We start from the raw sequence: 12,409 nt of genomic DNA on the forward strand, positions 1-12,409 counted from the left end.
AAGGCTTCCAGACATTCCATAGCCCTCGTGCGCGGCAGGCCGGCCGGCACGGTCCATGACGTTGCAGCCGCGCTCCCGGGCGCGTCGATCTCTCTTACGAAGCAAAAGGAACCATTGATGTCGTATCTCGCGCCTTCGGAATTCGTCACCAAGATGGTGGATGCGGGCGAGTCCAAGATCTTCATGTCCACCCGGGATACCATCATCCGCGCCTACATGGCCGGCGCCATCCTCACGCTCGCCGCATGGTTCGCCGTCACGATCAACGTCAACACGGGTCAGCCGCTGGTCGGCGCGCTCTTGTTTCCGGTCGGCTTCGTCATGCTGTACCTCCTCGGCTTCGACCTCCTGACCGGCGTGTTCGTGCTCTCGCCGCTTGCCCTCATCGACAAGCGTCCTGGCGTCACGATCGGCGGCGTGTTGCGCAACTGGGGCCTCGTGTTCATCGGTAATTTCGCCGGTGCGTTCACGGTCGCCTTCATGATGGCCTTCGTCACCACCTTCGGCTTCACGCAGCCGCCGGACAAGGTCGGTACCGCGATCGGAATCATCGGCGAAAGCCGCACGCTCGGTTACGCCGCGCACGGTGCGGCCGGCATGGCGACGCTGTTCATGCGCGGCATGCTCTGCAACTGGATGGTCTCGACCGGCGTCGTCGGCGCCATGATCTCGACCTCGGTCCCCGGCAAGGTCATCGCGATGTGGATGCCAATCCTGGTGTTCTTCTACATGGTGTTCGAGCATTCCGTCGTGAACATGTTCCTGTTCCCGTCCGGCCTGCTGCTCGGCGCAAAATTCTCGATCCTGGATTATCTGATCTGGAACGAGATCCCGACTGTGCTCGGCAACCTCGTCGGCGGCCTCGCCTTCACCGGCATGACCCTCTACGCCACGCACGTCATGACCCTGCCGAAGCGCCAGGTCGACAAGGCTGCAAAGCCCCGCGTCGCCGCCTGATCGAATACGTCTCGACAGGGGAGCCTCGCCCGAGCAGGGTGAGGCTCCCCTCTCCTGGTGATGACGATGACCCGCGGACTCCTGATCTCGGTCGGCCAGCACTCGGACAAGGGCCGCAAGCCGGTCAACCAGGATTTCCACGGCGTCCTGATTCCCGAGGAGCCGCTGCTCGGCCTGAAGGGCATCGCGGCGGTCCTCGCCGACGGCATCTCGAGCAGCACGGTGAGCCAGATCGCCAGCGAGTCGGCGGTCAAGAGCTTCCTGATGGACTATTACTGCACGTCGGAATCCTGGACGGTGAAGACCTCCGCCCGCCGCGTGCTGGACGCGACCAATTCCTGGCTGCACGCGCAGACGCGCAAGAGCCAATACGCCTATGACCGCGACAAGGGCTACGTCTGCACCCTGAGCGCCATGGTCATCAAGGCGACCACCGCGCACATCTTCCATGTCGGCGACTGCCGCATCTACCGCGTCGCCGGCAAGGCGCTCGAGCAACTGACCGACGATCATCGGATCATCGTGTCGTCGGAGCAGACCTATCTCGGCCGCGCGCTCGGCATCAATCCACAGCTCGAGATCGACTACCTGGCGTTCGAGGTCGAGGCCGGCGACACGTTCCTGCTGGCGACCGACGGCGCCTACGAATTTGTCGACGCGCGCTTCATCACGAGCGCGCTGAACGAGCACGCAGGCGAGCTCGACGGAGCGGCAAGGGCGATCGTCGAGGAAGCCTACCGGCGCGGCAGCGACGACAACATCACCGTCCAGATTATCCGCATCGACGCGGTGCCGCAGCGCGAGCCGGCCGGCATCTTCAATCAGACCTCACAATTGCCGCTGCCTCCGCTGCCGGAGCCGCGCGCGATGTTCGACGGCTACCGGATCGTCCGCGAGATCCACGGCAGCAGCCGCAGCCACATCTATCTCGCCGTCGATGTCGAGACCGAGGAGCCGGTCGCACTCAAGCTGCCGTCGGTCGATTTGCGCGACAACGCCGCCTATCTCAAGCGCTTCCTGATGGAGGAGTGGATCGCGCGCCGGATCGACAGCCCGCACGTGCTGAAGCCGCTCTCGCAATCGCGGCGCCGCAATTATCTCTATGTCGCGACCGAATTCGTCGAGGGGCAGACCCTGAAGCAGTGGATGACCGACAATCCGCGCCCCGATCTCGAAACCGTGCGTGGCATCATTGAGCAGATCGCCGCGGGCCTGCGCGCCTTCCACCGCATGGAGATGCTGCATCAGGATCTCAGGCCCGACAACATCCTGATCGACAAGACCGGCACCGCGAAGATCATCGACTTCGGATCGGTCAGGGTCGCGGGCGTGGCGGAGGCCGCGCCACGGGACGAGGCCGACGAAATCCTGGGCACGGTCCAGTATACGGCGCCGGAGTATTTTCTCGGGCAAGGCGGCTCGCCGCGCTCCGACATGTTTTCGCTGGCGGTGATCTGCTACCAGATGCTGACGGGAAAGCTTCCCTACGGCGCCCAAATTGCCAGGATCCGGCGCAAGGCGGACGTGCGCAGGCTCAAATATCGCTCCGCAGACGACGACCGCAACGTGCCGGCCTGGATCGACGGCGCGCTCCGCCGCGCGCTGCATCCCGATCCCTACAAGCGGCACGAGGACCTGTCCGAGTTCGTCTTCGAGCTTCGCACGCCCAATCCAGCCTATCTGGACACGCGGATCACGCCGCTATTGGAGCGCAGCCCGCTGATGTTCTGGAAGCTGACCTCGGCCGCGCTCGCCTGCGCCGTTGTCGTGCTGCTGGCGCTACTGCACGCCCGCTAGGGCCGAAGCGTCAGCTTCTGGCGGTCATACGGGAACCTTATCGAGGTCTCCCCCCAATCAATCTCGGACACCTCGGCGCCGACTATCCGCCAGCGTGATAGCGCCTGCAGCCACTAGGACAATGATGATGACCGTGGCAAGCGCCTCCACCGAGGCCAAGGTGTCGTACCAGCTGTTCCAAAGCTCAAGCATGCGCTGGCCTCTATCGAGCGCCGCCCATCAGCGATAGAATACACTTTCTCAAAGTGACGCGCCTTCGCGCGCAAGTACAATGCTGCGTTTCGTCGCGTGCCTTTTGATCGCGCGGCAACGTGACCCATGCCGAGGCCTGAATAGCGAGCGAACGTAGCTTGCGGTCGCCGCATAGTGAGATCGCCCGCGGCTATGTCGAAGATTGTTGACCAACTGTGAAGTGGTTTACATCGTTGGGGGCTGGCTCGGGCTAAAGTGACGAAGGCTTCTTACTTCGAAGGAGGCATCCAATGCTCGCGGCAATCAAATGGAACTCCCGATATAACGCTCGCGAATGGGTGATGAAGGCCGGGGCGCTCGTCGTCCAACTCCGCGCACCGAATGCAAACCGACAGAGCGGTGAAAGTAAGTCAGGGCGGCCACTCTGGAAACAGTTCGACGACACCCATCATTGGGACTCGACCGCGGAGGAATGGGTCCCAAACCCTGATCGGTAATCGTGCAACGCATTGTGCGCACACCGGCCGAATTCCGAGACTTCAAGATCCCCGTCGCTGACGAGCCCATCTAGCGGTGAGGCCGCGTCTTCACGGACTGACGCACTCGGCCCTACGGGGCTTGATCGTAGGCCTGCAGGATCCTGACAAAATCAGCCATGCTGGATCGATCCTGGTTTTCAGCCATAGCCGCAATCTGAGTATTGGACGCGGGTCGGCTTCCCTGCCAGAACCGCATCAGGAGATCGGCGATGTTTCTCATGGCGTACTCTCTGCACCAACCATGGCAATAAGCATCAATTGAGCGACAAAGCTCCCGCTGGTTTGGGAGAAGGGCCGGCGGGCGCTACGCCGCCGGCCTTGTCCCGCAACTGCCGGCTCGCAGGCCGGTTCCGTTGCTTTTCACTCTGGATGCATCGGTAACACCAAGCACTTGGTCAGCGCCATCGCGCGCAGGTATGAAGTGACCATACCTAGGTAGACTTGGGCGGTGACTCGGGATCAGTCGACCAAGTGCCGGTTTAATCGCTGGTAGGTTGACGACTTCCAACTCCGAACGCTGAGGTCCGTTATTGTGCCGCTATCAGAAACACAGCGGACGTCGTACGCGCCCGGAGTGCCGCGGCATCCCGGCGGGCCATCAGGCCCGCTCCACAGCCTTCACACCGAGCGGCGTCGGCGCCATGCCGCCACCGGGCTTGAGGTGGAATTCGTAGGTCATCAGATGCCACTGGCCGTTCGCCTTGGAGCCGTCAGGCATCGCGGGATCGTTGCGCGGCTCGACCTTGGCGACGAGATCATCCTTGACCCCGAACACCACGTCGGAATCCAGATATTTGTCGCCGTCCATGAAGACGTGCGTGATCAGCGGCTCGTATCCCTTCGCGTTGACCAGGAAGTGCACATGCGCCGGGCGCATCGGATGACGCTTGGTCTGCACGATCATCTCGCCGACCGGGCCATCGGTCGGGATCGGATAGCTGCACGGCAAGATGGTACGGAAGAAGAAGCGACCGTCGTGATCGGTGATGAAGCGCGCCCGCGCCGAAGCGCCGACCTCGTCATAGTTCGGCTTCTGGGAATCGTAGAAGCCGTCGTCATCGGCATGCCAGACGTCGACGGGGACATTGGCCAGCGGCTTGCCATTGAGATCGGTAACGCGGCTCTGCACGAACATCCGCTCGCCGGTTTGATTGTTCGGCGAGATATCGGTGCCGTGCGCGGTGACCTTATGCTCGCCGACATAGAACGGGCCGAGCACGGTGGTCTGGGTGGCGCCCTCGCGGTCGCGATGGTTGACCGCGTCGACCAGCATGGAGACACCGAGCACGTCGGACAGCAGGATGAATTCCTGGCGGGTGTCGGTGCATTTCTGCCCGGTGCGGGTCAGGAAATCGATGGCGTGGTCCCATTCCTCGAAGGTGAGACCCGTCTTGCTCACGTAATCGTGCAGCGACTTCACCAATTCCTGGAGCAGGAATTTCGCGCGCGGATTGGGCGTGCTGTCGAAGCTTTTGACGACGGCCTGGGTGAGATCAGTCTCGTTGAACTGGGTCATGATGGTTTGCCCTGCGTTTTCTCATTGGCCCCGGGGGGCCTGGAGGCGTTCCAGGGGCCAGCCTACACCAGTCGGCCCGCTCGCGTTAAGCGCGAGCGGCTTGGAATGGGCCCGTCATTTGGCTATCAACGGACCGACAAAACTGCCCGGAGGAACTGATGCTCGCCCCCACCCCCGCCTCGCCCGAATCCGTCGGCATGTCCAAGGCCGCGCTCGACCGCATCGATGCGCATCTGAGGAAACGGTACATCGATGCCGGCCGCTTCCCCGGCACGCATCTTCTGGTCTACCGCCGCGGCAAGGTTGCGCACAGCTCGGTTCAAGGCTTTGCCGACGTCGAGCGCAAGCTGGCGGTCAAGGACGACACCATCTACCGCATCTATTCCATGACCAAGCCGCTCACCAGCGTCGCCTTCATGATGCTGGTCGAGGAAGGCCTGGTCGCGATCGACGAGCCCGTCGCCAAATTCATTCCGGAATGGAAGGATCTCGGCGTGTTCGTCGCCGGCACTTCGCCTGCCTTCCTGACCCGCCCGCCGTCCCGGCCGATGCTGATCGTGGATCTGTTGCGCCACACCTCCGGCCTCACTTACGGCTTCCAGCAGCGCTCCAATGTCGATGCCGCCTATCGCGCGGAGAAAATCGGCGAGGTCGAGAAGTCAGGCACGCTCCAGACCATGATCGAGAGCCTCGCAAAAATCCCGCTGGAGTTCTCGCCGGGCGAGGCCTGGAACTATTCGGTCTCGACCGACGTGCTCGGCTATCTCATCGGCAAGATCTCGGGAATCCCCTTTGAGCAATTCCTGAAGCAACGCATTCTCGAGCCGCTCGGCATGACCGACACCGATTTCTACGTCCCGGCCTCCAAGGCGCATCGCTTTGCCGCCTGCTATTCCGCCGATCCCGGCGGCGGCATGACCTTCCATGCCGGCCAGCGGCGCGAGGGCCTGACGCTCCAGGACGATCCGGCAACGAGCTCATTCCTGTCTCCGCCCTCCTTCATCTCCGGCGGCGGCGGCCTGTGCTCGACGGTGGCCGACTATCTCACCTTCTGCCGCGCCCTGCTCAACGGCGGCGAACTCGGCGGTATCAGGCTGATCGGTCCCAAGACGCTGGCGCTGATGACCAGCAACCACATTCCGGGCGGCGGCGCCCTGCCCGAAGTGTCGCGCTCGCTGTTCTCCGAGGCCACCTATAACGGCATCGGCTTCGGCCTCGGCTTCGCGGTGACCATGCGCCCGTCCGAGACGCTGATCGCCGGCAGCCCCGGCGAATACAATTGGGGCGGCGCGGCCACGACTTCGTTCTGGATCGATCCGGCCGAAGAGCTGATCGCGATCTTCATGACGCAGGTGCTGCCGTCGAGCGCCTACCCGATCCGGCGCGAGCTGCGCAGCATGGTCTACGCCGCGATTACCGAGAGCAATCTGTAACCAATCCAGCCGATCCCGCGGCCCACCGCCGCGGGATCGCGCCATCAGACGCTCATTTGAGCATCTCCGGCACGATCAGACGCGGCAAGAACAGCGACACGCTTGGCCAGACGATGACTGCCGCGAGCACGAGCAGCATCGGAATCAGCATGATGACCGTGTCCTTCAGCGCATAGCGCAGCCGCACGCCGGCGATCGAACAGGCGATCATCAGACACAGGCCGTAGGGCGGCGTCACCAGTCCGAAGGCCAGCGACACGATGGAAATGATCGCGAACTGGACGGGATGGAGATCGACAGACCTGGCGAGCGGCTCCAGCACGGTACCGACGATGACGATCGCCGGGATGGCATCGAGGAAGCAGCCCACCACCAGAAAGCAGAAGGAGATGAAGAAGCCGGCCGCAACAGCGCCCATGCCCCATGTCGAGACGTTGGCCAGCAGCTCCTGCGGGATCTTGTAGTAGGCGAGCAGCCAGCCGAACGCACTTGCGGTGCCGACGCAGAACAGCGCCACGCCGGCAAGGCCCCCGGTGTCGAGCAAGGCCTTGTACAATTCCCGTATCCCTGTCTCCCGATAGAAGAACGCAGAGAGCGCGACGGAATATAGCACCGCGACGCAGGCGGACTCGGTTGCGGTGAACCAGCCGAGCAGAATGCCCCCAACGATGATGAAGGGCGTCATCAGCGCCGGAATTGACTTCCAAATGGCGCATCGCATCTCGACCCAGCTTGTCTTCGGATAAGTCGGGTAGCCGCGGCGCACGGCATAGACGTGCACCGTCGCCATCTGCGCGCCCGCGATCAGCAAACCCGGCACGATGCCGGCCAGATACATCGCCGCAATCGAGGTCGAGATCAGCCCGCCCCACACGATCATGAGGATCGACGGCGGGATGATGACCGCCAGGACCGCCGACACCGCCGTGATGGCGATGGAGAACGAGAGATCGTAGCCCTCCTTGGTCTGCGCATCGATGAAGATCTTGGACTGGCTCGCCGCATCGGCGGTCGAGGAGCCGGAGATACCGGCAAAGAACACCGACAGCACGACATTGATCTGCGCCAGCGACCCCGGCCAGTGCCCGACCATCGAGCGCGACAGCGCCACCAGGCGGTCGGTGATGCCGCCGATGCTCATCAGGTTGGCCGTCAGCAGGAAGAACGGCACCGCGAGCAGGATGAATGAATTGTAGGCGTTGAAGGTTTCCTGCGCGAGCATCATCATCGAGAGATGAGGCTCGATCAGCAGAATCGGCACGCAGGCAAGGCCGAGCGCGAAGGCGACCGGCACGCGCACGATGAGCAGGCCGATGAAAACCCCGAACAGCACCATCGCGGCCTGTCCGGCAGAGAGTACATTGCCGCTCATCGCCCTGCCCCAACCAGAATGCGCATTTCATCGATGATCTGTTCACCCGCAAAGACGATCCACGTCATGCCAGTCACAGGCCAGGCGACGTGAATCAGCCAAAGCGGCAGATCGGCCAGTTCTGAAGTCCTGTTCCAGGCAAAGCGGGTGAACTCGAGGCCGGCCGATACGAACACCAGCGCCAGCGCCAGTACGCCGAGCCGCGCGAGGATTCGCACCGCGGCCTCCGACCGCCGCGACAGGTCAGGCCACACATCGACCTCGAAATGCTGCGCTTCGCGCACGCCGACCATGGCGCCGATCATGATCGTCCAGACGAACAGGAAGCGCGCCATCTCCTCCGTCCAGATGTAGGACGGAATGAAGGGCGTGTAGCGTGAGATGATTTGCAGCGTGACCGGAACAACCAGGACGCCGACACAGGCGGCCAGCAGGAATTCCAGCAGCTTCGCATAGGCCGCCGATACGCGGCGCCACAGCGACGGTGTGGACGGGACGGGCATTTCAGACATTGGGGCTCCGTGCAGCGGCTCATCCGCCAGCGCCGGGCAAGAAGCGGGGCTTGCCCGGAGATGCTGTCGGCGGACGCAAAGACCTCAGACGACGTTGATCTTCTCGAAAATGCCCTCCGCACCGATTTCCTTGGCGTAGGTGGCCATCACGGGGTCGGCGAGCTTCTTCATGGCGTCCCGCTCCTCGAAGGGAACGCGCTTGAGCTTGCCGGCCTTCTCGAGCGTGTCGAGCTTGACCACCTCCTCGCTCGATTCGAGCTGACGGCCGTAGTCGCCAGCCTCCTTGCCGGCCTTCATGATCGCATCCTGCAACTCCTTCGGCAGGGTCTTCAACGTCTTCACCGAGAAGCAGATCGGCCGGATCGATACGGCGTGCTGAGTCAGGTTGAGATGCGGAGCGACTTCGTAGAACTTCATCGCCTCGACGCCGGCCGCCTCATTTTCGCCGGCCGATATCACGCCGTTCTGGATCGCGTTGTAGATCTCGTTATAGGCGATCACCGTCGGGCTCATGCCGACCGCCGCAAAGGTCTTCGACCAGATCGGCGCGCCCTGCACGCGAACCTTGAGTCCCTTGAGATCGGCGAGATTCTTGAGTGGCTTGTTGGCGAAGATGTTGCGGATGCCGCCGCCGGAATAGCCGATCAGGACGACCTCGGCCTTCGCCGCGACCTCGTCGGCGATCGGCGCCAGGATATTGGCTTCGACGACCTTGTTCATGTGCTCGATGCCCTTGAACACGAAGGGTGCATCGATGAAGGGGGCCGCCTTGGCGAAGGTCGACATGTGAGCCGGCGAGACGATGCCGTAATCGACCGCCTTGCCCTGCGACATGTACTCGAAATACTGCTTCTCGAGGCCGAGCGAGGAGTTCCTGTGCAGGGTGAAGTTGACGGGCTTGCCGTAATACTTCTTCACCAACTCCTCGAACCGGAGCAGTGCCCGGTTGAAGGCGTGGTCGTCGTTGAACTGGACTGCGCCGTTCAGCGAGATCGGCGCTTGCGCCCTGAGGATCGACGGCATCCCAATCGTGGCCGCCGCAGTGGTCGCACCGATACCAGCGAGAAATGACCTTCGCTTCATCGTCTCCCCTCCCTTTGATGCTCCGGCCCTGTAGCCGGGCCGTGAGCGCAGCCGGTATGCGGCTGACGAAGGGGAAGCGTATGAAAAACGTCGGCCGGACGGAAGTCATTTCGCGTGCGCTGGAGGTACTCTTCGTCGCAGGGCTACGCCCGGCACACCTGTTGCACTGCAACTCGCGCCCCTGACGGCGCGGGCAGGCCATGGGCACGGTCGCACTCCCGGAGGAGGCCGGCCACGAGCGGACCTGTGCGCTGCCACGCACGGACCCGCTCGCCCGCTGCTGCAGGCCTAGTGCATATGCCCGATCAGATAGATGCCGCCGCCATCACCAGCACGGCCGGTACGGCCCACAAGATCAATACCGGCATTTGTCATCCTCCTCAGTTTGACGAGCAGACCTTCACGGTCTTCATGCCGCATTCAGCTTCGGTCCGCGATTTGTAGATCGTGCCCGACGGGCTGACGACGGTCATCATCGTGTCCGTCGGCTTCTTGTCGACGACGGCGCGACCGTGCCCGGCGACGTCGAGCTGGAGGCCGTGCCGTCCGATTGGGGTCCGTCGCTCACCAAGTATCGCTACCTGTATTCCGGCGATCGCGTGATGCTCGTGGACCCAGGCTCGCGCACAGTGGTTCAGGAAATCGATTGATCAAGTCGTGAGGCGGCCGGCCTGAAGGCGGTCGCCTGCCCGGACTTGACCGCATAACATCGCATCGAGAGGCCCGGATCGCCACTCCTGACCGCACTCCGCATGAGCTGACGCGCGGACATCCCGGACCGCGCTGCAACATCTCGTTTCCGAACCGCTCGCTATCTGTGAAATACATGGCGCTGCGCAAGTCCCGCACGTATGGTCTGCCCAAAATCATAATCCGGCGCCGCTGCGCCGGAACCGGGACGCCCGCGTTTGTCAAAGCTCACCCTGCCGGTCCGGCTCGCTCTTCTGGTGACGGGAACGATGTTGCCGCTGATCGTCTTTGCGGTTGGCATTGTGTTCTACAATTACAAGCAGGATCGAAGCGACGCGACCCGCCGGGTGCTGGAGAACGTGCGCAGCATGCGCCTCGTGCTCGACTCCGAGGTGCAGCGGATGACCGGCGGCTTGCAGGTCCTTGCACTGACGAATTCGCTGCGCAACGACGACTTCCAGAATTTCCGCCGTATCGCGCTCGGCTTCCTCGACCAATATGGCAAGGGCGGGCTGGTGCTGATCTCCGATCGCAAGGGCCGGTTGCTGTTCTCCTCCGCAACGGAAGACACCGCAAGCCTGCCGCCACGCGGCCATCTCGAGATCATCGAAAAGGTATTTGCGACCAGGTCGCCGCAATATTCCGACCTGTTCACCGGCGCGATCAACGGGCGGCAGGTGCTCACCGTCGAGGTTCCCGTGTTCCGCGACGGCGAGGTGATCTACGACCTCTGCTTCAGCCCACCGATCAGCATCTTTCAGGACCTGGTGGACAAGCAACGGCCCGACCGGCTCTGGACCGTGACTCTGCTCGACACCAAGGGCATCGTGTTTGCGCGCGCGCCGAACCCCAGCGAGACCTTTGGCAAGCGCGCCTCGCCCTCGCTTTATGCCGAGATGTTTCGCCGCAGCGAGGCATCGCTCCCGACGGTGTCGCTCGACGGCGTCGCTCTGGCCGCGGCCTACACACGATCGCGGCTGACGGGCTGGACGATCGCCGCCGGCGTCGACGAAAGCTCACTGATTGCGCCGCTCTGGCGCAACATCGCGATCACCAGCCTGATCGGCGGCATCCTGCTGCTGACCGGCCTGACCTTCGCGGTCAGGATGGCGACCACGATCGCGCGCGGCGAGATGCTGCACAATCTCCTGATCGATGAGCTCAACCATCGCGTCAAGAACACGCTTGCCTTGATGCAGGCGATCGCGGTGCAGACCTTCCGAAGCGCCAGCCGGGACGAGCGGACGAAGTTCGAGGGACGGCTTGGCGCACTGGCCGAAGCGCATAATTTGCTGAGCCAGGAGAAATGGGCGGGCTCTGAGCTGCGCGAGGTGATCGCCCGCGCGCTTCAGCCGTTCCTGATGAACAGTCCCGACCGCATCCGCATGGCCGGACCCGCCGTGCCGCTGTCGCCGCGGCTCGCCGTGGTGCTGTCGATGATCGTGCACGAGATCGCCACCAACGCCGCGAAATATGGTGCGCTGTCCAACGAGACCGGCCGGGTGACGCTGGACTGGGAGATCATCGCCGATGCCCCGAAACCGCGGCTGCGCCTGATCTGGACCGAGATCGGCGGACCGCCGGTGACCGCGCCGGTACAGCGCGGCTTCGGCTCGCGCCTGATCGAGCGCAGCGCACGCGACCAGCTCGGCGGCGAGGCCACGGTCGATTTCCTGCCGCGCGGCGTGGTCTGCACGGTGGTCTGTACGCTGGACGAGGCGCGGTGAGCGGGAGAGCAGAACTCCCGCGGCCAGCCTGGCAGACCATCACGAGAGCCGGGGAGCCCCCCTGGGATCGGCCTTCATGGCGGCCTGTACGGCATAAGCGCCGGGTCCATAGCAGGCGATGAGAGCAAGGGCGCCGAGCAGGCCGAGATTCTTCAGGAAGTTGATGGTCTGCATGACGACCGCGGCTTCCCGGCACGGCCCAGAAATTGTGGAACATCAGCGTCGCGGCGACGGTGAACGGAATCAGAGCCATCGCCGCCTGGCGCGCGAACAGCCCAAGCAGCAGGGCCATGCCGCCTCCGAGCTCGACCGCAATCGCGCCCGCGGCGAGAACGGCCCCTAACCCATCCGCTCCTCCCGGAAGCCTGCCGGCGGTCACGGCAAATGCCAGCACCTTTCCGACGCCGCTGTAGAGAAACAGCGGCGCGATCGCGACGCGCGCGAACAGGAGCACCCAGGCATCGAACTGGCCTGCGGCGTCAGTGGAACGAGTGGATATCGGCATTCGGGATCTCCTTCTAGTTTTTAGTTTTCGTCGGGGAAAGCGGAGGGATGATCCACATCACCCCCATCGATGGATCAACGCGCCTC

At 63.4% G+C, this 12,409-nt stretch carries 12 protein-coding genes and 1 pseudogene; 6 read left to right on the forward strand and 7 right to left on the reverse strand.

Going from position 1 to position 12,409, the window contains the following annotated elements:
- Positions 1 to 117 precede the first annotated feature (117 nt).
- Together RAD04_RS02855 and RAD04_RS02860 are read left to right on the forward strand one after the other, a co-directional pair.
- On the forward strand, positions 118 to 957 hold the full coding sequence (locus RAD04_RS02855; RefSeq protein ID WP_092259682.1) for a formate/nitrite transporter family protein: 840 nt from the start codon (positions 118 to 120) through the stop codon (positions 955 to 957).
- A 60-nt stretch (positions 958 to 1,017) separates the two neighbouring features.
- Positions 1,018 to 2,754, forward strand: coding sequence for a protein kinase domain-containing protein (locus tag RAD04_RS02860; protein WP_461622703.1), 1,737 nt, complete (start codon positions 1,018 to 1,020; stop codon positions 2,752 to 2,754).
- A gap of 801 nt (positions 2,755 to 3,555) precedes the next feature.
- On the opposite strand, the gene RAD04_RS02865 is transcribed toward RAD04_RS02860, so the two are convergent.
- Together RAD04_RS02865 and RAD04_RS02870 are read right to left on the reverse strand one after the other, a co-directional pair.
- Entirely contained in the window at positions 3,556 to 3,705 is a 150-nt protein-coding gene (locus RAD04_RS02865) for a hypothetical protein (protein ID WP_165637759.1), read from the reverse strand.
- Positions 3,706 to 4,083: 378 nt separating this feature from the next.
- Positions 4,084 to 5,001: a dioxygenase family protein gene (locus RAD04_RS02870; RefSeq protein WP_461622545.1), complete on the reverse strand. Its 918-nt coding sequence runs from the start codon at positions 4,999 to 5,001 to the stop codon at positions 4,084 to 4,086.
- Between the two features lie 158 nt (positions 5,002 to 5,159).
- On the opposite strand from RAD04_RS02870, the gene RAD04_RS02875 reads away from it, so the two are divergent.
- The gene (locus tag RAD04_RS02875; RefSeq protein ID WP_461622546.1) at positions 5,160 to 6,434 is read left to right on the forward strand and encodes a serine hydrolase domain-containing protein; all 1,275 of its coding nucleotides are present in this window, start codon (positions 5,160 to 5,162) and stop codon (positions 6,432 to 6,434) included.
- Between the two features lie 52 nt (positions 6,435 to 6,486).
- On the opposite strand, the gene RAD04_RS02880 is transcribed toward RAD04_RS02875, so the two are convergent.
- The 3 genes from RAD04_RS02880 to RAD04_RS02890 all read right to left on the reverse strand — a co-directional run bounded on the left by RAD04_RS02880 (position 6,487) and on the right by RAD04_RS02890 (position 9,401).
- Complete coding sequence (locus tag RAD04_RS02880) at positions 6,487 to 7,806, reverse strand: TRAP transporter large permease (protein WP_461622547.1); 1,320 nt, start codon at positions 7,804 to 7,806, stop codon at positions 6,487 to 6,489.
- Complete coding sequence (locus tag RAD04_RS02885; RefSeq protein WP_461622548.1) at positions 7,803 to 8,318, reverse strand: TRAP transporter small permease; 516 nt, start codon at positions 8,316 to 8,318, stop codon at positions 7,803 to 7,805. The genes RAD04_RS02880 and RAD04_RS02885 overlap by 4 nt, the downstream gene beginning before the upstream one ends.
- A gap of 84 nt (positions 8,319 to 8,402) precedes the next feature.
- On the reverse strand, positions 8,403 to 9,401 hold the full coding sequence (locus tag RAD04_RS02890; protein ID WP_018322778.1) for a TRAP transporter substrate-binding protein: 999 nt from the start codon (positions 9,399 to 9,401) through the stop codon (positions 8,403 to 8,405).
- Between the two features lie 512 nt (positions 9,402 to 9,913).
- Here RAD04_RS02890 and RAD04_RS02895 point away from each other — a divergent pair.
- Together RAD04_RS02895 and RAD04_RS02900 are read left to right on the forward strand one after the other, a co-directional pair.
- Positions 9,914 to 10,051: a DUF1236 domain-containing protein gene (locus RAD04_RS02895; protein WP_461622549.1), complete on the forward strand. Its 138-nt coding sequence runs from the start codon at positions 9,914 to 9,916 to the stop codon at positions 10,049 to 10,051.
- A 309-nt stretch (positions 10,052 to 10,360) separates the two neighbouring features.
- Positions 10,361 to 11,818 carry a sensor histidine kinase gene (locus RAD04_RS02900; RefSeq protein WP_461622704.1) on the forward strand — a complete coding sequence of 486 codons (1,458 nt, stop codon included), beginning with the start codon at positions 10,361 to 10,363 and terminating at the stop codon, positions 11,816 to 11,818.
- Between the two features lie 39 nt (positions 11,819 to 11,857).
- Here the strand turns inward: RAD04_RS02900 and RAD04_RS02905 are convergent, their stop codons facing one another.
- Complete coding sequence (locus RAD04_RS02905) at positions 11,858 to 11,992, reverse strand: hypothetical protein (RefSeq protein WP_461622708.1); 135 nt, start codon at positions 11,990 to 11,992, stop codon at positions 11,858 to 11,860.
- On the opposite strand from RAD04_RS02905, the gene RAD04_RS02910 reads away from it, so the two are divergent.
- Positions 11,991 to 12,161: a hypothetical protein gene (locus RAD04_RS02910; protein WP_461622709.1), complete on the forward strand. Its 171-nt coding sequence runs from the start codon at positions 11,991 to 11,993 to the stop codon at positions 12,159 to 12,161. The genes RAD04_RS02905 and RAD04_RS02910 overlap by 2 nt on opposite strands.
- Here RAD04_RS02910 and RAD04_RS02915 read toward each other — a convergent pair.
- A pseudogene (locus RAD04_RS02915) lies at positions 12,087 to 12,323 on the reverse strand (DoxX family membrane protein); the annotation flags it as partial. The gene RAD04_RS02910 and the pseudogene RAD04_RS02915 overlap by 75 nt on opposite strands.
- Positions 12,324 to 12,409: the final 86 nt, after the last annotated feature.

This window comes from Bradyrhizobium sp. 25ACV, from assembly GCF_054863005.1.

What these genes read in the sequence shown, in the direction of transcription:
- RAD04_RS02855 (WP_092259682.1), top strand. Translation starts at nt 118, where the DNA reads ATGTCGTATCTCGCGCCTTCGGAATTCGTCACCAAGATGGTGGATGCG.
- RAD04_RS02860 (WP_461622703.1), top strand. Translation starts at nt 1,018, where the DNA reads ATGACGATGACCCGCGGACTCCTGATCTCGGTCGGCCAGCACTCGGAC.
- RAD04_RS02865 (WP_165637759.1), bottom strand. Translation starts at nt 3,705, where the DNA reads ATGAGAAACATCGCCGATCTCCTGATGCGGTTCTGGCAGGGAAGCCGA.
- RAD04_RS02870 (WP_461622545.1), bottom strand. Translation starts at nt 5,001, where the DNA reads ATGACCCAGTTCAACGAGACTGATCTCACCCAGGCCGTCGTCAAAAGC.
- RAD04_RS02875 (WP_461622546.1), top strand. Translation starts at nt 5,160, where the DNA reads ATGCTCGCCCCCACCCCCGCCTCGCCCGAATCCGTCGGCATGTCCAAG.
- RAD04_RS02880 (WP_461622547.1), bottom strand. Translation starts at nt 7,806, where the DNA reads ATGAGCGGCAATGTACTCTCTGCCGGACAGGCCGCGATGGTGCTGTTC.
- RAD04_RS02885 (WP_461622548.1), bottom strand. Translation starts at nt 8,318, where the DNA reads ATGTCTGAAATGCCCGTCCCGTCCACACCGTCGCTGTGGCGCCGCGTA.
- RAD04_RS02890 (WP_018322778.1), bottom strand. Translation starts at nt 9,401, where the DNA reads ATGAAGCGAAGGTCATTTCTCGCTGGTATCGGTGCGACCACTGCGGCG.
- RAD04_RS02900 (WP_461622704.1), top strand. Translation starts at nt 10,361, where the DNA reads ATGTTGCCGCTGATCGTCTTTGCGGTTGGCATTGTGTTCTACAATTAC.
- RAD04_RS02910 (WP_461622709.1), top strand. Translation starts at nt 11,991, where the DNA reads ATGACGACCGCGGCTTCCCGGCACGGCCCAGAAATTGTGGAACATCAG.
- RAD04_RS02905 (WP_461622708.1), bottom strand. Translation starts at nt 11,992, where the DNA reads ATGCAGACCATCAACTTCCTGAAGAATCTCGGCCTGCTCGGCGCCCTT.